The 24,547-nt window shown below is 42.8% G+C and carries 23 protein-coding genes and 1 pseudogene; 21 read left to right on the plus strand and 3 right to left on the minus strand.

Annotated elements, in window-relative coordinates:
• Positions 1 to 6 precede the first annotated feature (6 nt).
• The 18 genes and pseudogenes from cbiE to V1225_RS09390 all read left to right on the plus strand — a co-directional run bounded on the left by cbiE (position 7) and on the right by V1225_RS09390 (position 18,578).
• The gene (gene cbiE, locus V1225_RS09305; RefSeq protein WP_338546232.1) at positions 7 to 1,209 is read left to right on the plus strand and encodes a precorrin-6y C5,15-methyltransferase (decarboxylating) subunit CbiE; all 1,203 of its coding nucleotides are present in this window, start codon (positions 7 to 9) and stop codon (positions 1,207 to 1,209) included.
• Entirely contained in the window at positions 1,199 to 2,572 is a 1,374-nt protein-coding gene (locus tag V1225_RS09310; protein ID WP_251631732.1) for a cobyrinate a,c-diamide synthase, read from the plus strand. The genes cbiE and V1225_RS09310 overlap by 11 nt, the downstream gene beginning before the upstream one ends.
• The gene (cbiB, locus tag V1225_RS09315; RefSeq protein ID WP_161907524.1) at positions 2,548 to 3,510 is read left to right on the plus strand and encodes an adenosylcobinamide-phosphate synthase CbiB; all 963 of its coding nucleotides are present in this window, start codon (positions 2,548 to 2,550) and stop codon (positions 3,508 to 3,510) included. Before V1225_RS09310 ends, cbiB begins: the two co-directional genes overlap by 25 nt.
• Positions 3,510 to 4,574 (plus strand): threonine-phosphate decarboxylase, encoded by a 1,065-nt coding sequence (locus V1225_RS09320; RefSeq protein ID WP_338546233.1) that lies wholly within the window; start codon positions 3,510 to 3,512, stop codon positions 4,572 to 4,574. The genes cbiB and V1225_RS09320 overlap by 1 nt, the downstream gene beginning before the upstream one ends.
• The gene (locus V1225_RS09325) at positions 4,567 to 6,012 is read left to right on the plus strand and encodes a cobyric acid synthase (protein ID WP_338546234.1); all 1,446 of its coding nucleotides are present in this window, start codon (positions 4,567 to 4,569) and stop codon (positions 6,010 to 6,012) included. The genes V1225_RS09320 and V1225_RS09325 overlap by 8 nt, the downstream gene beginning before the upstream one ends.
• Positions 6,013 to 6,025: 13 nt before the next feature.
• Complete coding sequence (locus V1225_RS09330) at positions 6,026 to 6,562, plus strand: cob(I)yrinic acid a,c-diamide adenosyltransferase (RefSeq protein ID WP_161907522.1); 537 nt, start codon at positions 6,026 to 6,028, stop codon at positions 6,560 to 6,562.
• Positions 6,562 to 7,188 (plus strand): precorrin-8X methylmutase, encoded by a 627-nt coding sequence (locus tag V1225_RS09335; protein ID WP_338546236.1) that lies wholly within the window; start codon positions 6,562 to 6,564, stop codon positions 7,186 to 7,188. The genes V1225_RS09330 and V1225_RS09335 overlap by 1 nt, the downstream gene beginning before the upstream one ends.
• Before the next feature lie 78 nt (positions 7,189 to 7,266).
• Complete coding sequence (gene spoIVA, locus V1225_RS09340; RefSeq protein ID WP_160202197.1) at positions 7,267 to 8,763, plus strand: stage IV sporulation protein A; 1,497 nt, start codon at positions 7,267 to 7,269, stop codon at positions 8,761 to 8,763.
• A 367-nt stretch (positions 8,764 to 9,130) separates the two neighbouring features.
• Positions 9,131 to 9,640: a sigma-70 family RNA polymerase sigma factor gene (locus tag V1225_RS09345; RefSeq protein WP_251615542.1), complete on the plus strand. Its 510-nt coding sequence runs from the start codon at positions 9,131 to 9,133 to the stop codon at positions 9,638 to 9,640.
• Positions 9,641 to 9,673: 33 nt separating this feature from the next.
• Positions 9,674 to 10,345: a DUF4367 domain-containing protein gene (locus V1225_RS09350; RefSeq protein ID WP_338546237.1), complete on the plus strand. Its 672-nt coding sequence runs from the start codon at positions 9,674 to 9,676 to the stop codon at positions 10,343 to 10,345.
• A gap of 77 nt (positions 10,346 to 10,422) precedes the next feature.
• Positions 10,423 to 11,019 (plus strand): annotated as a pseudogene (locus V1225_RS09355) (DUF1611 domain-containing protein); the annotation flags it as partial.
• A gap of 11 nt (positions 11,020 to 11,030) precedes the next feature.
• The gene (locus tag V1225_RS09360; RefSeq protein ID WP_251615539.1) at positions 11,031 to 11,810 is read left to right on the plus strand and encodes a hypothetical protein; all 780 of its coding nucleotides are present in this window, start codon (positions 11,031 to 11,033) and stop codon (positions 11,808 to 11,810) included.
• A gap of 4 nt (positions 11,811 to 11,814) precedes the next feature.
• Positions 11,815 to 13,575, plus strand: coding sequence for an ABC transporter ATP-binding protein (locus tag V1225_RS09365; protein ID WP_251615537.1), 1,761 nt, complete (start codon positions 11,815 to 11,817; stop codon positions 13,573 to 13,575).
• A 361-nt stretch (positions 13,576 to 13,936) separates the two neighbouring features.
• Positions 13,937 to 14,290, plus strand: a complete 354-nt coding sequence (locus V1225_RS09370) for an immunoglobulin-like domain-containing protein (protein ID WP_251631751.1) — start codon at positions 13,937 to 13,939, stop codon at positions 14,288 to 14,290.
• A 419-nt stretch (positions 14,291 to 14,709) separates the two neighbouring features.
• Positions 14,710 to 16,173, plus strand: coding sequence for a cardiolipin synthase (cls, locus tag V1225_RS09375; protein WP_251615533.1), 1,464 nt, complete (start codon positions 14,710 to 14,712; stop codon positions 16,171 to 16,173).
• Positions 16,174 to 16,186: 13 nt separating this feature from the next.
• Positions 16,187 to 17,539, plus strand: coding sequence for a MurT ligase domain-containing protein (locus V1225_RS09380; RefSeq protein WP_338546239.1), 1,353 nt, complete (start codon positions 16,187 to 16,189; stop codon positions 17,537 to 17,539).
• Positions 17,540 to 18,298 (plus strand): hypothetical protein, encoded by a 759-nt coding sequence (locus tag V1225_RS09385; protein ID WP_338546241.1) that lies wholly within the window; start codon positions 17,540 to 17,542, stop codon positions 18,296 to 18,298.
• Between the two features lie 16 nt (positions 18,299 to 18,314).
• Positions 18,315 to 18,578 (plus strand): hypothetical protein, encoded by a 264-nt coding sequence (locus V1225_RS09390; RefSeq protein ID WP_338546243.1) that lies wholly within the window; start codon positions 18,315 to 18,317, stop codon positions 18,576 to 18,578.
• An 84-nt stretch (positions 18,579 to 18,662) separates the two neighbouring features.
• Here V1225_RS09390 and V1225_RS09395 read toward each other — a convergent pair whose 3' ends face one another.
• Together V1225_RS09395 and V1225_RS09400 are read right to left on the minus strand one after the other, a co-directional pair.
• A complete protein-coding gene (locus tag V1225_RS09395) occupies positions 18,663 to 18,875 on the minus strand; it encodes a hypothetical protein (RefSeq protein WP_160202191.1) in 213 nt (70 codons plus the stop codon).
• 204 nt (positions 18,876 to 19,079) lie between these two features.
• A complete protein-coding gene (locus V1225_RS09400) occupies positions 19,080 to 19,439 on the minus strand; it encodes a LysM peptidoglycan-binding domain-containing protein (protein WP_338546245.1) in 360 nt (119 codons plus the stop codon).
• Between the two features lie 101 nt (positions 19,440 to 19,540).
• Here V1225_RS09400 and V1225_RS09405 point away from each other — a divergent pair, with 101 nt between their 5' ends.
• Positions 19,541 to 20,257 (plus strand): site-2 protease family protein, encoded by a 717-nt coding sequence (locus tag V1225_RS09405; RefSeq protein ID WP_243151064.1) that lies wholly within the window; start codon positions 19,541 to 19,543, stop codon positions 20,255 to 20,257.
• Positions 20,258 to 20,449: 192 nt separating this feature from the next.
• Entirely contained in the window at positions 20,450 to 23,041 is a 2,592-nt protein-coding gene (gene clpB, locus V1225_RS09410; protein WP_338546246.1) for an ATP-dependent chaperone ClpB, read from the plus strand.
• Positions 23,042 to 23,107: 66 nt separating this feature from the next.
• Here the strand turns inward: clpB and V1225_RS09415 are convergent, their stop codons facing one another.
• Positions 23,108 to 23,770 (minus strand): GntR family transcriptional regulator, encoded by a 663-nt coding sequence (locus V1225_RS09415; RefSeq protein ID WP_161907515.1) that lies wholly within the window; start codon positions 23,768 to 23,770, stop codon positions 23,108 to 23,110.
• A 137-nt stretch (positions 23,771 to 23,907) separates the two neighbouring features.
• On the opposite strand from V1225_RS09415, the gene nth reads away from it, so the two are divergent.
• The gene (nth, locus tag V1225_RS09420) at positions 23,908 to 24,531 is read left to right on the plus strand and encodes an endonuclease III (protein ID WP_160202187.1); all 624 of its coding nucleotides are present in this window, start codon (positions 23,908 to 23,910) and stop codon (positions 24,529 to 24,531) included.
• Positions 24,532 to 24,547: the final 16 nt, after the last annotated feature.

Raw genomic sequence — 24,547 nt, forward strand, 5'->3', positions numbered from 1 at the left:
AGTTTTATGAAAGTAATTGTTGCAGGAGCAGGTCCGGGTGCTGCGGAGCTTTATACAGACAAGATGATACAAGCAGTACGTTCTGCCGATTTGGTGCTGACAGCAGGCAGGCTTTATGATTCTCTTTCGGCGCTGACTGACAAGGTGCAGGTGATGGGGGTTATGGACACGGTTTCCTATATTAACGCCCATAGGAAAGAATCTATGACCATATGTGTTGCAGCTTCCGGCGATACGGGATTTTACAGCATTGCGTCCACCATAGCAAAAAATGTAAGACCTGAAATTGAGATGGAATTTATCAGTGGTATCGGCAGTTTGTCCTATTTTATGGCAAAACTGAAACTGGGCTATGAGGATGTAAAGACGGTAAGTCTTCACGGAAGAAACAAATCTATCGTGCCATATGTTTGCTATCATGAAAAGGTGTTTGCTCTGACAGGAGGCACGCTTAAGGTACAGGATATTGCAAAGCAGCTGCGTAAGGCGGGACTCTCCAATGTTACGATGTATATCGGAGAAAATTTATCCCTTGAAGAAGAGAGAATATTGACGGGAAACCCAGCGGATTTTGCGGAGATGGAATTTGACGACCTGTCAGTTCTAGTTGTCGAGAATAAAAATTATGCAAACCGACATAAAACCTTAAAAGATGAGGATTTTGTCAGAGGAAAAAGTCCTATGACGAAGGAAGCTGTGCGGAACTTAGTGCTGTCAGCCTTGGAAATAGAGCCGACCGACATTGTTTACGATATTGGAGCAGGCACTGGTTCTGTGACCTGCGCAATGGCGTACAAAGCTTATGAATCTACGGTTTACGCAGTGGAAAAAAATTCTGAAGGGGTAGAACTGGTAAAACAGAACATGGCGGCAACCGGTGCAGGAAACATTGTAATAAGGAATGCGCTGGCGCCCGATGGACTTTCTGATTTTCCGCCTGCTGACAAGGTGTTTATCGGTGGCAGCACAGGAAATCTCAGAGAGATTATGGAGGTCGTTCTTGCAAAAAATCCGACGGCAGTCTTTGCAGTCACTGCGGTAACGCTGGAAACCATTTCTCAGGCAACTGAGGTGTTTAAGGAGCTGCAGATGGCAACTGAGGTAGTCTGCGCCAACATTGCCACCGCAAAAAAACTGGGAAATTATCATCTTATGCAGGCAGACAATCCGGTATATATCATCAAAGGAGCAAGGAAACTTGAAAACTAAAGTAAGTCGAATTATGCTGGTGGGAAGTGGCAGCGGCTGTGGTAAAACCACTGTGACCTGCTCTCTTTTACAGGCGCTTTGCAGCAGAAATATCAAAGCTGCCAGCTTTAAATGCGGTCCCGATTATATCGACCCTATGTTTCACAGTGAGATTTTGGGAACAAAATCCAGAAATCTGGATCTGTTTCTGTGCAGTGAAAATACGGTGAAATACCTGCTTTCCGAAAATGGAAAGGGTTCGGATATTGCTGTCATAGAAGGGGTTATGGGCATGTATGACGGTTTGGGGTTTTCTGATGACACCTGTTCGGCTAACCACATTGCAAGAGTGACAGAAACGCCGGAGATTCTCATTACAGGGGTCAGAGGAAAGAGCCTGTCCCTTTTGGCGGAGCTTTCTGGATATATCAATTTTGCAGAGAATCGGATAGCGGGGGTGATTCTAAACCACTGCTCAAAAGCGATGTATCCTTTTTATAAAGAGATGATTGAAGAAAAACTTCATTTGCGCTGCTATGGATATCTTCCAAGGCTTCCTGAGGCGGAAATTGGCAGCAGACATCTGGGACTGGTTACTGCCGAAGAAATAGAAAACCTGAAAGAAAAGATGGAAGCCCTGGGAAAGGTGGCTGGCGAAACGCTGGATTTGGAAGGAATTTTAGAGCTGGCACAGTCGGCGGCTGAAGTAGAGTGCGAGGAAATCTGCGTACCACAGGTATTGGAAAAGCCTGTCTCCATTGGGGTAGCCCGCGATAAAGCTTTTTGTTTTTATTACGAGGACAATTTTACTTTACTTAAAAAAATGGGGGCGGAGTTGATACCTTTTTCACCCCTTATGGACAAAGAACTTCCAGACGGGATTAGCGGCGTGATTTTAGGAGGCGGCTATCCAGAGGAGTATCTTTGCGAGCTGTCTTCTAATGAGTCGATGCTTGAGTCTGTCAGAAGCGCAGCAGCCGGCGGCATGCCGGTTTACGCAGAATGCGGCGGCTTTATGTATCTGGGAAAGTCCATAGAAAAAGACGGAAAAATCTTTCCCATGGCGGGCGTTCTTTCCGGTCAATCTGTGATGACGAAAAGTCTGGTTCGCTTTGGATATAAAACGCTGACTGCAAACAATGACAACCTGATGTGCAGAAAAGGGGACACCATTGCCTGCCATGAGTTTCACTACAGTGACAGTGATATGAACGGTGAAGGTTTTACTGCGGAAAAGGGAAAGAGACACTGGCAGGCTGTCTGCAGCAGTGAGACGATTTTCGCTGGATATCCCCATATTCATCTGTGGAGCAATCCTGCTTTTGGGGAGAATTTTGTAAGGAAATGTGAGGCATATAGATGGAAACAGTCATCATCATTTTAATTGCTTTTTTGCTGGACTGTCTTTTTGGCGATCCGCCGTGGCTGCCGCACCCCATTCGCCTGATTGGCTTTTTCATTACGAAGGGAGAAAAGCTGCTTCGTGCTTTGTTTCCAAAGAACAAAGGCGGTGAAATCGCAGCAGGAGCAGTGCTGGCAGTAAGTGTTCCTGTGCTGACCTTCGGGTTATGCTGGGGGCTGCTGCAGGCAGCTGCAATGGTTCATGTTTATCTGAAATATGCGGTGGAAACTTTGCTTTGCTATCAGATTTTTGCGGCTAAGTCGCTCAAAGACGAGAGTATGCGTGTTTATCACCATATTGAGGCGGGCGATCTTGCAGGTGCGCGCAAATATCTGTCCTACATTGTGGGAAGAGATACGAAAGATCTTGATTTTAGGCAGATTACCAAGGCTGTGGTGGAAACAGTGGCGGAGAACACCTCTGACGGCGTTATTGCGCCTATGCTGTTTATGGCAGTGGGCGGCGCGCCCCTTGGTATGCTTTATAAGGCGGTTAATACGCTGGACTCCATGGTGGGCTATAAGAACGAGAAGTATATCAATTTTGGCAAAGTGTCTGCCATCAGCGATGATATTTGGAATTATATTCCGGCAAGACTGACTGCTTTTGCTATGGTGGCGGCAGCATTTTTTACCGGCTTTGACGCAAAGAATGGACTGAAGATTTACAGAAGAGACAGAAGAAATCACGCCAGCCCCAACAGCGCCCATCCGGAATCTGTCTGTGCTGGTGCATTGCATGTACAGCTTGCCGGTGACGCATATTACTTCGGAAAACTTTACAAGAAAAAGACCATCGGCGATGATGACAGACCAATCGAAGCATCCGACATCAAAAACACCGTGAAGCTGATGTATGGTGCAGCGATTTTATGCCTCATCATCTTCCTTGGGATTAGAACCTGTTTGGAGTTACTATAATGAAAGAAATACATGGCGGAAATATTTATAAATACGACCACAAGGTCTATGACTTTTCAGCTAATCTCAATCCTCTTGGCATGCCGGAGGAAGTGAAGACGGCGATTGCAGAACATATAGACCGGTACGAAAGCTATCCTGACCCGCAGAACAGGGAGCTGACTGAGGCGCTTAGTTTGTATCACAGTGTGCCGAAAGAGTGTATCTGCTGCGGTAATGGGGCGGCAGACATCATCTTTCGCATCGCTTTAGGCTTGCGACCGCAGAAGTCACTTGTTCTGGCGCCAACTTTTTCGGAGTATGAACAGGCGCTGAAGGCTTGCGGCAGTACTGTAGTCTATCACTTTCTTGCAGAGGAGAAGGGATTTCGGCTGCAGGAAGATGTGCTAAAGGCTATTGATGAGAGTCTGGATATGATGTTTCTTTGCAATCCTAACAATCCGACTGGCATACCGACAGAGCGGGAATTGGTGCTTGCCATTGCGCAGAAATGTGAAAGATGCGGTGTTACTTTAGTCATAGACGAGTGCTTTACAGAGTTTTTGGACGAAGAAGAGCGCTATTCGGTTATGGCTGATGTGCAACGCCTTGAAAACGTTATTATTTTAAAGGCATTTACAAAGATATATGCTATGGCTGGACTTAGACTGGGATATTGCATCTGCGCAAATACTGTACAGGCCGAAATCATCAGAGAGACGCTGCAGCCCTGGTCGGTATCTACTGTAGCAGCAAAAGCAGGCTGTGCGGCACTTAAGTTGACGGGGTTTGTGGAGAAAACGAAAACATATATCAAAGAAAATCGGGAGTTTCTTGTAAAAGGATTGATAGATTTGGGCTACAAAGTGTATAATACAAAGGCGAACTATATTTTTTTCAGAAGTGCCAGGGATATCCGAAAACCGCTGGAAGCCTTTGATATTATTGTAAGAAGCTGCAGCAATTATATTTCTCTTGATGAGCAGTATTACCGAATCGCTGTAAGAACCAGAGAGGAAAATATTTATTTTTTAAAGTGTCTTGGAGAAATTACAGAGGGAAGAGAGGAACCTATCCATGGCTAAAACAATTATGATACTGGGAACCTGCTCTAATGCCGGAAAGAGTGTGGTAACTGCGGGAATTTGCAGAATCTTAAAGCAGGACGGCTATAAAGTAGCTCCCTTTAAAGCGCAGAATATGGCGCTGAATTCCTTTATCACCAAGGATGGCATGGAAATGGGCAGAGCGCAGGTGATGCAGGCGGAGGCATGTCAGATAGAACCCGACTGCCGTATGAACCCTGTGCTGCTCAAGCCGACCAGCGACAAGGGCTCACAGGTCATCATCAACGGGGAAGTATACGGCACTCTGACTGCAAAAGACTTTTACAGAGAAAAAGGAAGATTTCGTGAAAATATCAGACAGGCTTTTGAGAGTCTTTCCAGGGACTATGATGTTATCGTCATGGAGGGGGCGGGAAGCCCTGCGGAAATCAACTTAAAAGAAGAAGATTTGGTGAACATGGGCATGGCAAAGATGGCGGATGCGCCGGTGCTTCTTGTTGGAGATATCGACAGAGGCGGCGTTTTTGCTTCCTTAGCAGGTACTATGCTGCTCTTTGACGAGGAAGAAAAAGAAAGAGTCAAAGGCGTAATCATCAATAAATTCAGAGGTGATGTGATAATTCTGGAGCCAGGGCTTCGCATGCTGGAAGATATCATTTCCGTGCCGGTGGCAGGCGTAGTTCCTTATATGGAACTGGATCTTGACGATGAGGATAGTCTGACTGACCGCTTTGCAAACCGTAAGGGTGAGGTGCTTGTGGATATCGCTGTCATTCGCACGCCGAGAATATCCAATTTTACCGACTTTAATCCCTTTGAATATATTGAAGGGGTGGGCGTAAGGTACGCAGGGTCGGTTCATGAGCTGGGAAATCCTGATCTCATTATACTGCCGGGCACAAAGAACACCATGGCGGATCTTTTGTGGCTGCGTCAGTCAGGTCTTGAGGCTGCTGTTTTGAAGCATCATGCCAAGGGAAAGCCGATTTTCGGCATCTGCGGAGGATTCCAAATGCTGGGCCAAAGTCTGTCAGATCCAAAGGGTGTGGAGCATGGAGGTCAGATGAGCGGAATCGGTCTGCTCCCTCACAGTACTGAATTTGGGGATGAGAAAATCAGAACCAATGCGACAGGGGTACTATCTGACGTAGATGGCATTTTTGCTGCTCTGTCAGGCAAAACATATCAAGGCTATGAAATCCACATGGGTACCTCGGGCGCCAGTGGCAATATCATAAACGATGGAAATGTTTACGGCACCTATATTCACGGCATTTTTGACAAAGAGGAAATTGCAAAAGCTGTCATAGAGGCTCTTCTGGCTGAAAAAGGCATGGATTTTACTGATGTAAAGGCATTTGATGTTGACGCGTATAAGCAGGTGCAGTATGATATTCTTGCAGACAATTTACGCGCTGCACTGGATATGGATTTGATTTACAGTTTGATTAGATAACAGGAGGAAGAATATGAAAAAGAATGATTTAGGCTTAGTACACATTTATTGTGGTGAAGGAAAGGGAAAGACAACCTGTTCTGTGGGTCTTACTGTAAGAGCTTGCGGATACGGTCTCCACGTTCTGTTTATGCAGTTTCTGAAATCCGGAGACAGCAGCGAGCTGAAGATTCTAAAGAGTCTGCCGGGCATTGAGGTACTGGGAACGAAACCGATTAAAAAATTTTCCTTCCAGATGACTGAAGAAGAAAAGGAAGAAACCAGACAGATTAATGCAGAGCAGTTTGCAGATATGGTAAAAATGCTGGAAAACGACCACTACGATATGCTGGTGCTGGACGAAGTGCTTGGCTCCATTGAAGCAGGACTTCTCGACGATCAGCTGATTGTGAACTTTTTGAAGAATCGTCCGGAGCAGCTGGAAGTTGTAATGACCGGCAGATATCCAACTGAAGAGCTTGAGGAACTTGCTGACTATGTTTCCAGAATCGACAAAGTAAAGCACCCTTACGACAAGGGAATTCCGGCAAGGGCAGGTATTGAAGCATAATGAAAATCGAAAATATTAAACCTGATCAAATAGAAGCAAAGAGTTTTGAAATGATTGGAGAAATTCTCGGCGACAAGAAGCTGGATTCTCGCTATGAGGCGGTGATTAAGCGCTGCATTCATACCTCTGCAGATTTTGAGTATGCGGATAGTCTGTACTTTACAGATGGTATTATTGAAACCGTGCAGGATGCCATCCGAAGCGGCGCATATATTGTAACGGATACCAAGATGGCGCAGGCGGGCATTAACAAGAAACGCATCGAGGCATACGGCGGGAAGGTGCTTTGCTTTATCGGAGACGAGGATGTGGCGCAGGAAGCAAAGGCAAGAGGTGTAACCCGTTCTCTGGTCAGCATGGAAAAAGCGGCGCAGCTTGATCGGCCGGTTATTTTTGCAATCGGCAATGCGCCCACTGCGCTGATTTCTATCTGTGATTTAGTAAAGGCAGGAAAGCTTAGACCTGCGGCAGTCATCGGCGTACCGGTGGGATTTGTCAATGTAGTAGAATCTAAGGAGCAGATTATCAAGCTTGGGGTGCCTGCCATTGTGGCACGGGGCAGAAAGGGCGGAAGCAATATTGCTGCGGCCATTGTCAATGCAATCCAGTACAAAATTGAAGACTAAAACTTTTACAAAACCGTCATATCCATGGCGGTTTTTTCATATATTCTGAATAAGTTATGTGAGAAAGAGGATGAAGGTATGACTGATGGAAATATTTATAAGAGTATAGCGGAGAGAACCGGCGGAGAGATTTATGCCGGCGTGGTAGGACCTGTCAGGACGGGGAAATCCACATTTATCAAAAGATTTATGGAACTGTTTGTTGTGCCGGGTATTGAAAATACATATGCCAGAACCAGGGTGGTGGATCAGCTGCCCCAGAGCGGCGACGGCAGAACCATTACGACGACGGAGCCGAAATTTGTGCCGGAAGAGGCAGTCAAAGTAAAAATTAATCATGCAGCCATGGAAATCAGACTGGTAGACTGTGTGGGATATCTGGTACCTGGTGTCCTTGGACATCAGGAAGATGGAAAAAGCCGCATGGTAAAGACACCGTGGGATAAAGCGGAAATGCCTTTTGAACAGGCGGCAGAGAGGGGAACCGAGAAAGTCATCACCGACCATTCCACCGTCGGCATTATGGTAACCTGTGACGGCAGTTTTGGGGAAATTCCAAGGGAGGCTTACGAGGGTGCAGAAGAAAAGACTGTTTCTCAGCTGAAGGCGCTGGGAAAGCCTTTTGTCATTGTGCTGAACAGTGCGATACCGGCATCTAATGCATGTCAGAACCTGGCAAAAGAACTTTCGGAAAAATATGCAGCGCCGGTGATTGCGGCTGATTGTGCAGTAATGGATAGAAGTGTGCCGGAGCAGATTTTTGATGAGCTTTTGAAACAGTTTCCAGTCAGTGAAATCTTTATTGACTTGCCGGAATATATGGATGCGCTTTCTCAGAACCACTATATTAAGGCAGGGATTGTTAGGACTGTCTGTGAGTGGATGGATGGCATAGATACCATCAGCAGTGTGGAACAGACGGTACAAATGCTTTCTGCTAATGCCCATGTGAAGGAAGTGTCTGTTCAGCATTCCGAAATGGCTACGGGCAGAGTGTACATCGATGTCAAGCTGCAGGAAGGACTTTATTATCAGATTATGGAGGAACTGCTCGGTCAGCCGGTACGAAGCGACAGAGAACTGTTTATGCTCCTTTCTGAATACGCCGGTGCAAAGCGCGCCTACGACGATATGGCGCAGGCTCTTGAAAAAGTAAAATCCACCGGATATGGAATTGTTCATCCAAAACTGTCTCAAATGAATCTGGGAAAGCCGGAGGTCTTTAAACAGGGCAGCAAGTATGGCGTGCGACTGGTCGCTTCGGCACCTTGTCTGCACATGGTGAGAACCGATATCAGCACGGAGATTTCACCTATTGTGGGGACGGAACAGCAGTCTGCGGATTTGGCAAAATATCTGATGGAAAAGTTTGATGTAGCGGAGAATGCTGAAGGTGCTGAAAGCAGCGATATCTGGGATACCAATCTCTTTGGAAAATCCCTGCAGGAGCTGGTGGCAGAGCAGATGGAAGGTAAGCTGACCGCAATGCCGGAAAGCCTGCAGGTCAAGGTGCAGAGGTCACTACAGAAGATCAGCAACGAGGGGAAGGACTATTTTATCTGTATTATTTTATAAGTGTGGAGCGGAGGACTGCCAGGGCAGTCCTCTTTTTCTTATGTGACGGCAATATCATTAGCTTGCGGTGAAAAGAGCAGCGACAATCTGGACAGGGTGATGAAGCGTGCATTGGGAGTATATTGGGATAAAGGCTATATTTAGGATAACAGGACAAAATAAGATTAAACAGGAATATATCTGGTTAAAGGTGAAACTAGTTAAATATGATATAGTAAGTTATGCGGCTTACAGTATTTAAAAATAGTTCATATAATATGAATTTTAAATCAATTTTATTTATGGTATGAATCTTGCGTGTTATTCATAATAGAAAGTATTTATCTGAAATGAATCGTAGTAAAGGATTATTTAGGAGAATCTAGTTATGGGAGATGGCAAGAAAAAGTATGAATCGTTTGAAGAATTATATGCATCAGCTCATCGGTTGGTATACTTATTTATCAGAGATTATACAAATGACTGGTATACGGCTGAGGAACTCTCTTCGATTATATGGCTTAAAGTTGCAGAGCAACCAGAATTCTATCTTGAGCATGAAATTTTATGGGTTCACAATTATATTAGAGTCATGGTAAAGAATGAGTTCTGTGAACAGTATAGAATTCAGGTAAGGCGAAATAGGAGTCTTGAAAAAGTTGCAGAGCTTTCAGACATTCCTAAGTCGGCAGAAGAAGAGATTATTCTGAAAGAGAATCTGGAAAGATTATATAATATAAGGATCGGTCTATCTGTGGAAGAAAGGCAGCTGCTTGATTTAAGATTTGATCAGGAGCTTAGTGTAAAGGAAACTGGAAATGCCATGGGACTTAAACAAAGCACAGTAAAAATGCGTCAGCAGAGACTTTTAATGAAGCTAAGAAGGATGTTGGATTAAATCGTTGAAATAATAAAGATAATGAGGAACAGTATGAGAGAGAAATTTAATTTACCTGAGGATATGTATTTTCAAAAAGATGGGGAACCGATTAGTATTATGGATATCGAGCCGGATCCAAAAATTTTAAATCTAGCTAGAGAATTTGATGAAAAACAAGCAAAAAAGAAAAAAATACAGCGTAAAAGGCATTTTGTGCAAGTTGCAGCAATGGTCATGATTTGCTTTGTAGGACTTTCTGCGATTACATTGGAAACATCTGATGCATTTAGGGCAAGAATTTATCAAATACTCTCAATTGAAGAGGAGGGGGCTGCAACACTACTTTCCAAGGATGAAAATGATTTAATTGGCGAATGGAAGGATTATTGGTATCCGACCTATATTCCAGAAGGTTTTGTTTTGCAGGCAGCAGAAAAAACTGAATTTGAAAAAGTCATGTTGTTTTCTTCAGATGCGAGGGAGGAGTGCCGTATTCGAGAAATTCCTATGGATGCGGCTATAACTGTAGATACAGAACATACTTCTATTGAAGAAGTTAAAATAGGTTATCATAATGGATTCTTGATGGTTACTGAAGAATATGATTCTTTGAGTATTTATTGGTCAACTGAAGATAGACAGCTATGTATTGAAATGACAGGAAAGCATGATAAAGATACACTGCTAAAAATAGCTGAAAAAATGGAATATAGAGAAAGATAAGGTAAAAAGCGCTTAAGGGAACCTGGTTTACCGGTTGTGACCGGAATTTACATTGGCAATTAAAATCACAAGGAAAGTTTACATTACAATTATATTTAAGAAAAATATTTACGAATTATGGCTATGATATTGGGCAGATTGGTACCGAACCGTCATCTTTACTTTTTGGAATGGATGATTCATTCCCTTTTGGATATGATTCAAACGTTAATATTACAGATAAATTCCTAATAGAATCAATTAATAGCAGTTTGTTTCATATTGATAAAAAAGGTAAAGACCTTATATTAACAGGAAGCCAATCAGGAACAGTCCCTATGCTATATAATCATATAGAACAAACTCATTTAACGCAATTGGAGTTTTTACTTGGAACAAATCCAGATATAGTCATTTTATGTGTCAACTTATTCGATAATATTGATTACATAAAACGTACAATCTGCGCAATTGAGAGTTTAGTGGACTGTACAGTTTTATCGATTGTTGTTTCTCCTCTAACGTATCCTAATGACTGGCAAATTATGTTAACACAAAAAATTTTAGCTAATGAAGCTGAAATCAAAGCATATAAAGAAAAGGTCGCTGAGGAAACAAAGAAGAAGGTTTACACATTAGGTGTAATGGTTGAAATGGAATCACTAGTTCAGGAGTGTATTGATTTCTTATCATAGGAGTTGCTATAATGACAAAAGATACAGTTAATCTAAGAGAAAATGCTGCTTTTTATACTAAGATTTATCCAGGTGTATATTGGATTCCTGTTAATACATTGGGAAAAAGCCGACTTACAAATGAAGATATAGAGAAACTGAAAAATAAATCTCCAGAGATTAAGCGAGAGAAAATAAAGAATCTTTATGAATTAATACAGTTACTTCAAATTGGAGGATTTGAAGTAGTAGATGATAATATTTATGAGCAGCATAATGGTTTGCAATGGGAAAAGCATAGGACTGGATATGATGCTGTGCGATTAAATCAAGGCTGTTGTGCATCAGTTGCTAGTTTTGGAAACTACATTTTGGAAGGAAAGTATGAGGAGGTAGGATTAGTTGGGATTTCTTCTCTTTCAGGTAATGGGCATGTAGTGAATTACATAATGCATCATTCTTGTATTTATATTATAGATTTATTTGCAATGACGAATAAATTTGTATCTGAAATCTGTGTGGAAACAGGTTTTAAACGAGATTATATAAAGACAAGTATTCCAACGTCTATTTTGATGAAAGTGGATAGCTTTGAAGATTTTGCAAATTTTTTTAGTAAGTTTATGTATTTGAGAAGTAAAGAATATCTTTTTTTTCAACATTCCAGTGTGGAATGTTCACAAATTGCAGTCAAAATCCATAAAGGTAAAACGATTATTTTTCTGCCTAAAACAAATTGTATAAAAGAAATTAAGTATTCAAAGAACAGTCCACATATGGAAGTATGTTGGATTGAGGACAGGGAGGAGTAGAAGTATGTTTAAGAGTTTTCGGTTTTTATTGAAACTAATTTGGAAATTTAATAAAAAGTATATTTTTTATGCGGCTTCATTTCAGTTGGTAACGGCATTAGTGCCACTGATTAGCGTCATTATGCCCAAGTATATTATTGATGAATTGACTGATTTACAACGGCTAGAGTATCTGGGCATATATGTAGGGATTCTCGTGTTAACTAACTTTGTGGGAACAATTCTTCTTGCCTTTTTACGTGGTGCTATGTTTACATCGAAAAGTGAAGTATTTAATGATTTTCAGTGTATGATGGCAGAAAAACTAGTCACTTGCGATTTTGAATCTCTAGAAAATCCAGAATTCTTAGATACAAAAGAAAAAGCCCATAAGATTTTATATGCGGATGGAGATGGGTTTGGTATGGTTTTAGATTACGCATTTAATATTGTGGGTAAAATTTTTGTCTTTGCTGGACTGATCGCTGTACTTAGCACATTGAATGTCGGAGTTGTATTCGTTTTCGTCATACTGGTTTTATTAAATAGTTTGGTAGAATCTCGTGTGCAAAAGAAATATGTTTCATGGGATATGGAGAAAGCGCCGATAGAACGTAGAAGTCTGTATCTTTTAAATGCTATTGAGAATTTTGAGTATGGAAAAGAAGAACGAATTTATAATTTAAAGGAGTTTCTAATTCGCAAGATTTCAAAGCACTTAGGTGAGTCTGACGCATTTTATAAAAAACAAATAAGAGTAATGAATAAATCTCAATATTTTACCGCATTTACTTCGTTAATTCGTGATGGAATTACCTATGCTTATCTGATTTTTAATGTATTAAGCCGCCATATTCAAATTGGTTCATTTGCAATGTATTTAGGGGCAGTTGCACAATTTTCAGCAGCGATGAACGATGTTATGTCTAGCATTGTTGGAATTAGGCAGTTCGGCATGTATTATGAGGAACTGGAGAAGTATGTAAATATGCCGCAGAAAATGAGACATGGAAAGCAACTTCCTGAGGACAATGCAGCGGGGTATACGATTCAGTTTGAAAACGTATCTTTTAAATATCCAGGGGCAAGTACTTATGCGCTTAAAAATGTAAATATTACTATTTCTCCTGCAGAAAAGCTGTCCGTTGTGGGTGAAAATGGAGCAGGAAAAACAACTTTTGTAAAACTGTTGACTAGATTGTACGAGCCTACAGAGGGACGGATTCTGCTTAATGGGGTCGATATAAAAGAAATTGAGTATGATGCATATCAAAGTTTGATGGCAGCAGTCTTCCAGGATTTTAGGCTGTTTTCCTTTACATTAAAGGAAAACGTTTGTTTCAATCAAGAGTGTGATGATACAGAAATTATTGATTGTCTGCAGCGCAGCGGTTTTGGCGACAAGTTGGAGAAACTTCCTAAAGGAATTTACACTAGTATTTATAAAAATTTTGAAGAGGATGGATTCGAACCATCGGGTGGCGAAGGGCAGAAGATTGCTCTGGCAAGAGCACTATTTAAGAATACGCCTGTAGTGATTCTGGATGAACCGACGGCTGCACTAGACCCGAGAGCAGAATACGAAATGTATCAGCATTTTAACGATATGAGTAAGGGTAAGACGACAATATTCATTTCACATCGTCTATCCAGCAGTAAATTCTGTGATAAGATTGCAGTTTTTGTTGATGGAAAGATTGTAGAATATGGAACCCATGATGAACTGTATCAGGCAAATAAGTTGTATCGCGAATTATTTGATATGCAGGCAAAATTTTATCAATAAAAATTTTACACCTATAGATTAAAACAAGATTAAACAGGCATATATATGTTTTAAATTAAAATAGATAAAGTTTGATATAGAAAGTCATGAAGTCTGGGGTAGCTGAAAATAGTTAATACAATATAAATTTCAAATTAATTCTATTTATGGTATAAATCTTGCATATTACTTTATGTGAAAAGTTTTTATTGAGGAGGGAAATATTGTATCAAGGTTAAACATAACTTTATACTAAAATAAGATGAGAAAATATATAAAAATAATAGCTGGATTCGTATTAGTTATTGCTATATTAGGAATTACGCTGCATCATCGCAGCACGTTAAATGATATTTGGTCAGAAAGACTGTCGGAGGAATCGGTGATTGCCAGTTATTTAGAATTTTATCCAGCTTCTGATAAAGAAGCTATTACCGCAGAAAAGGGAACTTTCATTATCAATAACAAATCCGACCTACAGATGCGTACAGGGGAATTCTACGCATTGCAGAAAAAAGTCTTAGGAAAATGGAGCGATGTAGAACCGTATTTGAATTTTGTAATGGTAGCTTATGAAGTGCCAACTGGTGAATATAGTTTTACTGTGAATTGGGAAAAAGATTATGGGAAATTACCCCATGGAACATACAGAATTATAAAAGACTGTGATGTAACTCTGGATGCCGAATATCATAAAAGCGAAGACTTAGTTTTTGCGTGTGAATTTAGGATTTAATAGCGGAATATTACAAGCATATTTATAATAGAGCATGGTAAAACCGTGGGACGAAGTCGTTACAGAAATGAGGAAGAAATACGAATGATAAAGCCATATATATTCTTAAAGAAGCGCCTGCTGGCAGTGAGACTCGCTGCCAGCAGGCATTTCTTTTATTAACGATTATCAGCAAGCGGCTTGAAAACGCCAATCTGACCATATTTGTTCAAATCAGCTTTTTACGGTTAGATAGCCGATTTCCAGAATCGAAATTCACTTTCTGAGTAGATCCGAAGCGGACTTCGAGCAGACTTCAAGCAAATCTCGAAGCAGGGAAACAGATTTCATAGGCTTGCCGCTGATTTATATGTGGAAAATCTTTCAGTGTTGTGATAAAATATGAAAATGGACAAATTATAGTATTAGGGGATTTAGAGATGACATATTTTATCAGTTTGTTTACAGACAGCAACTGGAGCGCTTTTATTTACAGTATCAATCTGATCATAGCACTGACCATTATTTTTTTGGAGCGAAAGAATCCGGCGGCATCTCTTGCCTGGATTCTGGTTTTGTTTGTACTGCCGATTTTTGGTATTTTCCTTTATATGATGTTATCGCAGAATATTTCCAGACACAAGATTTCCAGGCTGTCTGAGAGAGAAATGATGACGATGAACGAGGAAATGAAAGAGCAGATTGAAGCCATGGACAGCGGAGCCTTTCCTTTTTCCGGTGAGGCGGCAGTCAGATGGAAACATATGATTAAGCTGAATCAGGTCTACGGCAACGCTTTTCTGACCCAGAACAATCAGGTGGAACTTTTGGTGGACGGCAAAGAGATGTTTGAGAGTCTGCTTCACGACATCAACTGCGCGACGAAATCCATCAACGTCATGTACTACATCATCAAGGACGACAAGGTAGGAAAGCGATTTCTGGAAGCGCTGACAAAGAAAGCCAGAGAAGGGGTAGAGGTAAGGCTTTTGATGGACGCTCTGGGAAGCAGGTTTATCAATGACTGGCGGCTTTCAGAGTTTCTGGCGGCCGGCGGAAAGACCGCTTATTTCTTTAAGCCCAAGCTGAAATATCTTTATTTTGAAATGAATTACCGCAATCACCGAAAAATCGTTGTCATTGACAGCGAAATCGGTTATACCGGCGGGTTTAATATCGCGAAGGAATATCTGGGGCAGAAGCGGAAGTTCGGTTACTGGCGGGATACGCACATCAGACTGCAGGGCGGTGCCGTGCAGGATCTCAACGCCCGCTTTATCATGGACTGGCGGTTTGCTTCTAAAGAGCAGCTGGAGCTGGACGAAGCCTATCTGGGCGCGCCCAGGGATGCGGGGACAAGTCCTGTGCAGATTGTTTCCAGCGGGCCCGATTCCGTCAGAGAAGAGATTAAGCGTTCTATGATGAAGATGATTACCTACGCGCAGAAGTCGGTCTATTTGCAGACCCCATATTTTATTCCAGACCCCAGCATGCTGGAGTCTCTCAAAATGGCGGCGCAGTCCGGCGTAGATGTGCGGATTATGATACCGTGCATGCCGGATCACATGTTTGTATACTGGGCCACTTACGCATACTGCGGCGAACTGATTCGCTCCGGCGCCAGAGTTTTCATCTACGACAACGGCTTTCTTCACGCCAAAACCCTGGTGGTGGACGGCGAAGTTTCGACGGTCGGATCTGCCAATTTCGACAGGCGGAGCTTTCGGCTTAACTTTGAGTCCAACGCCTTTATCTACGATAAAGACTTTGGCCAAAGGATGGACAGGCAGTTTCTGACTGATATGGAACACGGTCACGAACTGACGCGAAAGGATTACAACAACAGACCTACAGCAGTCAAATTTAAAGAAGCCATTTCAAGACTGCTGTCAGATATATTATAACGGGAGGATACCAATGAAATTTTATCTCGCGCTTTGGTTTGCAAAGCTCATCAACATCATCATCAACATTGTGGACAAGAGCCGCGGCTCCAACTTCTCCGGCGAAAAAGCCATGAAGATTGACCCACAGATGGTCGCACACTTTAAGGGAATCGATTATTCCAAGGTTCTGTTTATCACCGGCACCAACGGCAAATCGACCACCAACAATCTGATTACCCATATTTTCCGCTCAAACGGAAAAAAGGTAGTTGCCAACCTGGAAGGCGCAAATCTGATTTACGGCGTTGCCACTGCGCTGACTAAGGCTTCCACGCTGACCGGCCGCATCAAGGCTGACTTCATCATCTTTGAGACAGACGAGCGCTATCTGCCGCTGATTCACAAGCAGCTGCCGGCGCAGAATGTGATGATTACCAATCTGCAGAAGGACCAGGTGCAGAGAAACGGCGACCCGGACTTTATCTACAGAAAAATCTTTGACGGACTGCCTGACGGCATTCGCTTTTTCTTAAATAATGAGGAGCCGAGAACCCGCTCCTTCGGAGATAAATCAGAAAACATCGTGACCTACGGTGTTGGCCGTCACAACGAATCCTTTACCAAGGACGAAAGCTTTCCGACTATGGCATGTCCTCGCTGCAGACACAAAATTGTTTTTGACTACTATAATAATGACGGCGTGGGTAAATTCCACTGCGAAAACTGCGGTCTTTCTTCTGACGAAAGGGCGGACTACACCATCACCGATGTGGATTTTGCCGCAAGAACGTTTAAACTCGGTGATGTATCTTTCGATATGCCTTATGACACGCCGTATATGTGCTACAACTATGCTGGCGCTTTGGCCGTAGTGAAAGAACTTGGCGGCATTGAGCCTGCTGACGCCGCAAAAGCCTTCGGCTCTTTTAAAAACGTGGGCGGCAGATTTGAGATTTTGAAATACAAGGATAAAACCATCAAATATATGCGTATCAAGCAGGAAAATCCTGAAACGCTGCAGACCTGCATCAACGTGATGGCTGCGGACAAGGAAAAGAAGATGGTATGTTTGGGCCTGTGTCCTTTGATTGACCTGATTCCTCACTACACCAACTCTTTCTATGCCTTCGACTGCGATTTGTCCGGTCTGGTAAAATCTGACGTTGAAAAGTACTTCTGCTTCTCTGAGGCTGTCTGCTTTGATACTGCCAACAGATTGATTTACGAGGGTGTAGATCGGTCGAAGATTTCCATTGCGGAAACAGAAGCAGTTGAAACCATCTTTAAGGAAATAGAGGAAGCGGAGACGAAGAATATCTATCTGATTACGTGGCTGCATACTTTTGAACACATGAAGAAGTACATCGATAAGGAGGGAAATTAAATGAAAGACTTAAAAATTGCGTGGCTTTTCCCGGATACGTTGTATCTTCACGGAGAGAGGGGAAATATTCTGGCGCTGCAGCGGATTGCAAAGCTGAAAGGTCTGGAAACTTCGATAGATCGTATTGATTTTGATACCGAGAATTTTAATCCGATGGATTATGATATCATCTTTTGCCCGCCGGGAGAAATCGTGTCTTTTCCAGTAGTACTGGAATATCTGAGGCCGCAGGCTGACGCTTTTAAGGCTTATATCGAAAGCGGCAAGGTGCTTTTGGCAACCGGAACGTCTATGGCGCTGTGGTGCAAAGAAGTGCAGAGAGCCGACGGCAGCAGTTTTGAGGGACTGGGGATTCTGGATGCAGTTGCGAAGGAAAATGATGCGGTATATGGTGACGATGTGTACTTTCGCTGTAAATATGGAAGCAAGGAAGTGGAAGTGCTGGGAAACCAGATTCAGATGGCGGATTTTATCTGCGATGTGCAGCCTGCCTTCGGTCAGCTGATTTATGGCTATGGAAACACTGGAAAGGATAGACAGGAAGGTTTTCTGCTAGAAAATGCAATTTTCACCAACACCCTGGGACCTATGCTTGTAACCAATCCGTGGCTTACAGAGGAAATTATTACTGTGGCAGCCGAAAAAGCAGGACTTGCGCTAAACGATGAGGAACTGGATGTATCTTTGGAGCAGGAATCCTTTGCTGCAAAGAAGAGATATATTGAAGGAAAAGAAAGCAGATTAACAAACTGCAGATAGTGAAAGGAGAACCGATATGGCTTTTTTAGATAAGCTGACCGATGCCGCTGCTGCTATCGGTGATAAGGCAAACGATGCAATTGAAGTAACGAAGATTAAAACAAAGATTAATGGAGAAAAGAAAGAACTAGAAGTGGATTTTGCACAGCTGGGCAGAATTTATTATGACCTAATTAAAGCAGGGGCTGGCGCAGAGCAGGCTGCACTAGATCTCACTGCGGCGATTGATGCGAGACAAGAAGTACTGGTAGAACTGGAAGAAGAACTAAAAAAACTTTAATTTTATTTGCAAAAAAAGTGTGAAACGAAAAAACGCTTTGGCAGGTGCCCAAGATGGCTTGCCGAAGCGTTTTTAATTTGTCGATTATCTGGTGCTGGTATTGTCACAGCCGTTGCCGGTGTTGTGGCAGCCGTTGTGAGAGCCGATGGAGATTTCGATGTTAATGCCGCCGCTTGCGGAAAAGAGAATGATGCCTGCAGCAGCGCCAATCAGCGCAGCGGCAGAAACCAGCATAGCTTTCTCGGCAGGGGTATGTTCTTTCTGTAAAAACCTTTTTAGTCTGCATGTGCCTTCCATAATTGTATCCTCCCAGTTTGTTAGCTGATTTTATTCTACCATGAATGAGAAGAAAAGGCAACGTACGCAACGCATACTTCTCTGCGAACTATATTTGTTGGGCGCAGTGTGGCCAGTGTGCATATATTTGAAAAAAATATCGATTTTATGCACGTTAACAAGGCATTAATGCAACAGAGGCGTACTACTTCTACACTGAAAGATTTACGGCAGGGGCACGAAAAGCTCGGTTCCAATCATCAGATTGTATGGGTCGATGGATGGATTGGCTTGCATAATATCATCCAGCTTTGCGCCATGCATTTTTGCAATTAAGTACAGAGTGTCTCCAGCTTCTACCACGTGGGTAATCACTTTTGGCTTTGACGGTTCTTCCGGCTTTGGAAGTTGGGAAGGATCTCCCGGAATACAGAGTCTGGTTCCGATTTGCAGATTGTATGGATTGGTAATGTGATTAACCTTCATCAAAAGACTGACTGGCAGATCATATTTCTCTGCAATTGTGTACAGGGTATCACCTGCTGAGACAGTATAGACATCGATACATACAAGTGTATTACTCATAAAAAACCACCTTTCTTTTTTGACCGTTTATATTATAGTATTTTCAATTGCCCATAAATGTGATAAAATATTTAAAAATATATTGGGAAAGGAAAAAAGATTTGAAACGATTTTTACGCTCACCGGCGCTGGTGCTACTCTTTGCACTGATTGTACTTAGAATTATTTCTAATCCATACGTAGATGCCGGAGAATGGATTATGGATAAACTTTTGATTTTGCCTGGCATTATTATAGGTTTATCTTTTCACGAATTTGCACACGGGATTGTATCTTATAAGCTAGGGGATCCAACTCCGAAGCTGCAGGGAAGATTAACCATAAACCCCGCGGCACATATTGATCCTTTTGGTTTTTTTGCGCTGCTAATCGCGGGATTTGGATGGGGTGTTCCTGTAGAAATTGATCCGCGCTATTATAAACACAGAAGGCGGGACGAAATGTTGGTGTCCTTTGCGGGAGTCGTGATGAATCTCTTCATTGCTATCGTCTTTTCGTTTGTACTGAAAGGCTTATTTATCATGAATCCACCTTGGCTCATGGGCACTTTCGGAGATGTTCTTTTAGACGTTTTGTTTTACATCATATCGGTCAATGTGGTGCTGATGGTATTTAATCTGCTGCCGGTGCCGCCGCTGGATGGGTTCGGCATTTTGACCGAGATTTTCGACCTGCGGAAATACAACTGGTATTATCAGGTTTACGACAAAGGATTTCTTATTCTGCTGGCGCTGATTATCTTTAACGTAACTGATGTTGTGCTGGTGCCTTGCGTCAACTTTGTATATCAGCTTCTGATGGATTTGATTATTTTTTAAAGATTTTGCGAAGTTATGAGCTGCCCGTGTATGCTAGATGGCTATGCGGGCATTCTTTGGTTTGAAGATTATTAGCACTCGTTGATGATGAGTGCTAAAAAGTTCTTTACTTTTTGAAAAAGTGGGTATAAAATAGAGACAGAGATTAAAAATAGTACAAATATAGTGATGTTTGAAGCGGGGGTGAAGCATATGAACATCGAAAAATTTACACAGAATGCACAGTCCGCCATTATGGACTGCCAAAATATTGCAATTTCAGAGGGTCATCAGGTACTGGAGGGTGAGCATTTGCATTTAGCGCTGCTAATGCAGAAGGACGGTCTGATTCCGAAGCTTTTGCAGTACATGGAGGTCAATCCTTCCTATATGATTGCTGAGCTTCAGGAAGCCATCGAGAAACTGCCGAAAGTTTCCGGAAATGCTGATAATATCTACGCTTCTAGAAGGCTGAATCAGGTTCTGATTTCTGCAGAGAAGGAAGCAGAGCAGTTTAAAGATGAATATGTCAGTGTTGAGCACTTGTACCTGGCGCTCCTTGCTGAGCGAGGCACACCATCTGCTAAGCTGTTTTCTAGGTATCAGATTACCAAGGAGAAATTTTTGGAGGCTCTTTCTAAAGTGAGAGGAAACCAGCGTATTACCAGCCAGAATCCTGAAGATAACTATGACGTGTTGAATAAGTATGGTCGTGATCTCGTGGAGATGGCAAGAGAGGGAAAACTGGACCCGGTTATTGGGCGTGACAGCGAAATCAGACACGCAATTCAGATCCTTTCCAGAAGAACTAAAAATAATCCGGTCTTGATTGGTGAGCCGGGGGTAGGCAAGACTGCCGTAGTAGAAGGGCTGGCACAGAGAATTTTAAACGGCGATGTGCCGGAGGGACTGAAAGACAAGACGATTTTTGCGCTTGATATGGGAGCCCTCATTGCCGGCGCCAAATTCAGAGGAGAGTTTGAGGAACGTCTGAAAGCCGTTCTCAACGAAATCGAAAAGTCCGATGGTAGAATTATTCTGTTCATTGATGAGATTCACAATATTGTAGGTGCAGGAAGAACAGAGGGCTCCATGGATGCAGGAAACCTGCTGAAACCAAAGCTTGCCAGAGGAGAACTTCACTGCATTGGCGCTACGACTCTTGATGAATATCGCAAGTATATCGAAAAGGACGCAGCACTTGAGCGACGTTTTCAGAAGGTTCTTGTGGATCAGCCGACAGTGGAGGATACCATTTCCATTCTCCGTGGTCTTAAGGAGCGTTTTGAAATTCATCACGGCGTGCGCATTACAGACAGCGCTCTCATTGCCTGCGCAACTCTTTCTGACCGGTATATTTCCGATCGTTTTCTTCCAGATAAAGCCATTGACTTGATGGATGAGGCAGCTTCCAAAATCAGAACGGAAATCGACAGCTTGCCAACGGAACTTGATGAGATTTCCAGAAAAATCATGCAGCTGGAAATCGAAAAGCAAGCTCTTTCCAAGGAGACAGACCGCGGATCGGTGGCAAGGCTTTCCGCACTTGAAAAAGAGCTTTCCCAGCTTCGCGAGGAAAATGCCACGATGCGTGCCCAGTGGGAAAATGAGAAAAAAGCGATTACCCAGGTGAAGAGTACCAAGGAGCAGATAGAAGAAGTAAAGCACCAGATGGAAGAGGCGGAAAGAAACTACGACCTTGAAAAACTAGCGCAGCTGAAATACGGTACGCTGCCGGAGCTTTTGAAAAAGCTTGAAACTGATAAGCAGACTGCTGAAACGGCTGAGGAAAATCGCCTGCTGAAAGAAGAGGTCGGCGAGGAAGAAATTGCAGAAGTAGTTTCTGCATGGACTGGCATTCCTGTCGCCAAGCTGGTAGAGTCGGAGAAGGAAAAGCTGCTCAAATTGCCGGAAATTTTGCACCGCAGAGTCATCGGTCAGGAAGAAGGAGTTGTTTCTGTATCAGAATCCATTCTTCGCGCACGGGCAGGCTTAAAGGACGAAAACAGACCAATCGGATCCTTTATTTTCCTTGGACCTACTGGTGTTGGTAAAACTGAGCTTGCCAAGGCTTTGTCAGAGTCTCTCTTTGATTCGGAGAAGAATATGATTCGTATCGACATGTCCGAGTACATGGAAAAGCACGCAGTGTCCAGACTGGTCGGTGCGCCTCCGGGATATGTGGGCTACGATGAAGGCGGTCAGCTGACTGAAGCTGTTCGCTGCAAGCCATACAGCGTGGTTCTCTTCGATGAAATTGAAAAAGCGCACCCGGATGTATTCAACATTCTGCTGCAGCTTCTGGATGATGGAAGACTGACCGATAATCAGGGAAGAACAGTAGATTTCAAAAATACCATTATCATCATGACCTCCAACATCGGCAGCAGTCAGCTGATTGAAAACATCCAGCCTGACGGCTCGATTGATGAGAAAACCAAGGAAGATGTAGAAAACCAGCTGAAGAATTACTTCCGTCCGGAATTCCTCAACAGAATCGACGATATCGTGGTCTTCAGTCCGCTGACAGAAGACCAGATTGTAAGTATTATCGAGCTTTCCTTAAAGGGACTTGAGAGACGCCTTTCTGAGCGTGAAATTATTCTTTCCCTGACGGAAGAGGGTAAGAGGTTCATTGCAAAAAATTCCTACGATCCGGCCTATGGTGCAAGACCTGTAAAAAGATATCTGCAGAAAAATATCGAAACAGCCCTTGCTTCCAAGCTGATTCAGGGTGAAATTACAGACGGGGATACAGTGGTCATCAATTCTGACGGAGAACAACTGATTTTTGAGGTAAAATAAAATAGAGAATACAAGAACAGCCTCCCGCAATAAGCTTTGCTGGAGGCTGTAATAGTTTTTGATTATTTATTTGAATTTTCGTTTTTTGCCATTTTCCATATGTTCTTTCATCGCCAGTGCGCCGCCTTCGATGTCGCCGGCTTTAAATGCTTCGAAGATAGCGCGGTGTTCCAAAAGGACATCGTTCAGGTAGGAAGGGGCGTAGTAGTTGGATGGGCTGCAGTGCTTCAAATAAGTTTGATAGGAAGACAGTATTTGCTTCAGCATTCTGTTATGCGTTGCCATGTAAATAATCTGATGGAATGCTGTATTGATATTAATCATTTTGTTAATATCGTTTTTCATGGTATAAAATTCCATGAATTCAAAGGTCTCCTCAAGTTCTTGCATTTCTTCTTCTGTAATGCGTTCAATAGCCCATCTCACAGCTTGAATTTCATAATCTTTGCGAAGGGTAAACATATCTTCTAAATCTTGTGTGGAAAGCCCAAGGACAAAGGCGCCTCTGTTGGGAATATTTTCAATGAGACCGTCCATTTCAAGCTGTCTCAATGCTTCTCTGACAGGTGTCCTGCTGACTTTATACTCATTGCAGATTTTCTGTTCTGTTAATTTTTCACCGGGCTTTAGTTTGCCAGTTAAAACGTCTTCCTGAAGCTCTGTGTAAAGATTGGTGGATAGGGGCTGATTGCCTGTTTTGCCGTCTTCTAAGTATTGAATAATAGACATTTCTTTCCTCCTGGATTTTAACCGTATACAATTATATGAGGGGAATGGGCATTTGTCAAGCAAAATAGATGCGTGGCTTGCGGTGGTCTGTCTGCTCGGACTTGTCAAAGATTGTTTTTTCTTGTATAATGCTAGGTATGAAACAGGAACACATTAAAGAAATTTTAGACATTTTGGAGGATACTTATCCGGACGCAGAGTGCGCACTGCATCATCAAAATGTATTTCAGCTTATTGTAGCGGTGGCTTTGTCCGCACAAACCACAGACAAAAGCGTCAATCAGGTGACTCCGGATTTATTCGCAGCTTATCCGGACGCTTTTGCACTGGGAAATGCCGACCCGGAGGAGGTTAGCGAGTATATCAGGCGAATCGGCATGTACAAGACGAAGTCAAAGAATATCGTAAAGATGGCGAAAATGCTGGCAGATCAATACGACGGCAAGGTGCCGGAGGACTACGACAAATTGGTGGAACTGCCGGGTGTAGGCAGGAAAACTGCTAACGTAGTGCTTTCTGTAGGATTTGGACATCAGCGTATTGCGGTGGATACTCACGTATTTAGAGTGGCAAACAGAATCGGTTTTGTCAGCGAAAAAGACGTGTTGAAAACAGAGATGGCGCTGATGGAAGTAATCCCTGAAGATAGATGGTCGAGAACTCACCATTCACTGATTTTCCACGGCAGAAACTGCTGCGACGCCAGAAAGCCTGCTTGCGAAAACTGCAGCATAAAGGAACTTTGTGAGAAGCATTTATAAAGCGTTTGCGAAAGCA

The sequence above is a fragment of the Emergencia sp. JLR.KK010 genome (assembly GCF_037018265.1).
In the GTDB taxonomy this organism is placed as follows: domain Bacteria; phylum Bacillota; class Clostridia; order Peptostreptococcales; family Anaerovoracaceae; genus Senimuribacter; species Senimuribacter intestinalis.

What these genes read in the sequence shown, in the direction of transcription:
- V1225_RS09330 (WP_161907522.1), top strand. Translation starts at nt 6,026, where the DNA reads ATGAAAAAGAATGATTTAGGCTTAGTACACATTTATTGTGGTGAAGGA.
- V1225_RS09335 (WP_338546236.1), top strand. Translation starts at nt 6,562, where the DNA reads ATGAAAATCGAAAATATTAAACCTGATCAAATAGAAGCAAAGAGTTTT.
- V1225_RS09345 (WP_251615542.1), top strand. Translation starts at nt 9,131, where the DNA reads ATGGGAGATGGCAAGAAAAAGTATGAATCGTTTGAAGAATTATATGCA.
- V1225_RS09380 (WP_338546239.1), top strand. Translation starts at nt 16,187, where the DNA reads ATGAAATTTTATCTCGCGCTTTGGTTTGCAAAGCTCATCAACATCATC.
- V1225_RS09385 (WP_338546241.1), top strand. Translation starts at nt 17,540, where the DNA reads ATGAAAGACTTAAAAATTGCGTGGCTTTTCCCGGATACGTTGTATCTT.
- nth (WP_160202187.1), top strand. Translation starts at nt 23,908, where the DNA reads ATGAAACAGGAACACATTAAAGAAATTTTAGACATTTTGGAGGATACT.
- V1225_RS09400 (WP_338546245.1), bottom strand. Translation starts at nt 19,439, where the DNA reads ATGAGTAATACACTTGTATGTATCGATGTCTATACTGTCTCAGCAGGT.
- V1225_RS09415 (WP_161907515.1), bottom strand. Translation starts at nt 23,770, where the DNA reads ATGTCTATTATTCAATACTTAGAAGACGGCAAAACAGGCAATCAGCCC.
- clpB (WP_338546246.1), top strand. Translation starts at nt 20,450, where the DNA reads ATGAACATCGAAAAATTTACACAGAATGCACAGTCCGCCATTATGGAC.
- V1225_RS09395 (WP_160202191.1), bottom strand. Translation starts at nt 18,875, where the DNA reads ATGGAAGGCACATGCAGACTAAAAAGGTTTTTACAGAAAGAACATACC.
- V1225_RS09365 (WP_251615537.1), top strand. Translation starts at nt 11,815, where the DNA reads ATGTTTAAGAGTTTTCGGTTTTTATTGAAACTAATTTGGAAATTTAAT.
- spoIVA (WP_160202197.1), top strand. Translation starts at nt 7,267, where the DNA reads ATGACTGATGGAAATATTTATAAGAGTATAGCGGAGAGAACCGGCGGA.
- V1225_RS09320 (WP_338546233.1), top strand. Translation starts at nt 3,510, where the DNA reads ATGAAAGAAATACATGGCGGAAATATTTATAAATACGACCACAAGGTC.
- V1225_RS09350 (WP_338546237.1), top strand. Translation starts at nt 9,674, where the DNA reads ATGAGAGAGAAATTTAATTTACCTGAGGATATGTATTTTCAAAAAGAT.
- cbiB (WP_161907524.1), top strand. Translation starts at nt 2,548, where the DNA reads ATGGAAACAGTCATCATCATTTTAATTGCTTTTTTGCTGGACTGTCTT.
- cls (WP_251615533.1), top strand. Translation starts at nt 14,710, where the DNA reads ATGACATATTTTATCAGTTTGTTTACAGACAGCAACTGGAGCGCTTTT.
- V1225_RS09360 (WP_251615539.1), top strand. Translation starts at nt 11,031, where the DNA reads ATGACAAAAGATACAGTTAATCTAAGAGAAAATGCTGCTTTTTATACT.
- V1225_RS09390 (WP_338546243.1), top strand. Translation starts at nt 18,315, where the DNA reads ATGGCTTTTTTAGATAAGCTGACCGATGCCGCTGCTGCTATCGGTGAT.
- V1225_RS09325 (WP_338546234.1), top strand. Translation starts at nt 4,567, where the DNA reads ATGGCTAAAACAATTATGATACTGGGAACCTGCTCTAATGCCGGAAAG.
- cbiE (WP_338546232.1), top strand. Translation starts at nt 7, where the DNA reads ATGAAAGTAATTGTTGCAGGAGCAGGTCCGGGTGCTGCGGAGCTTTAT.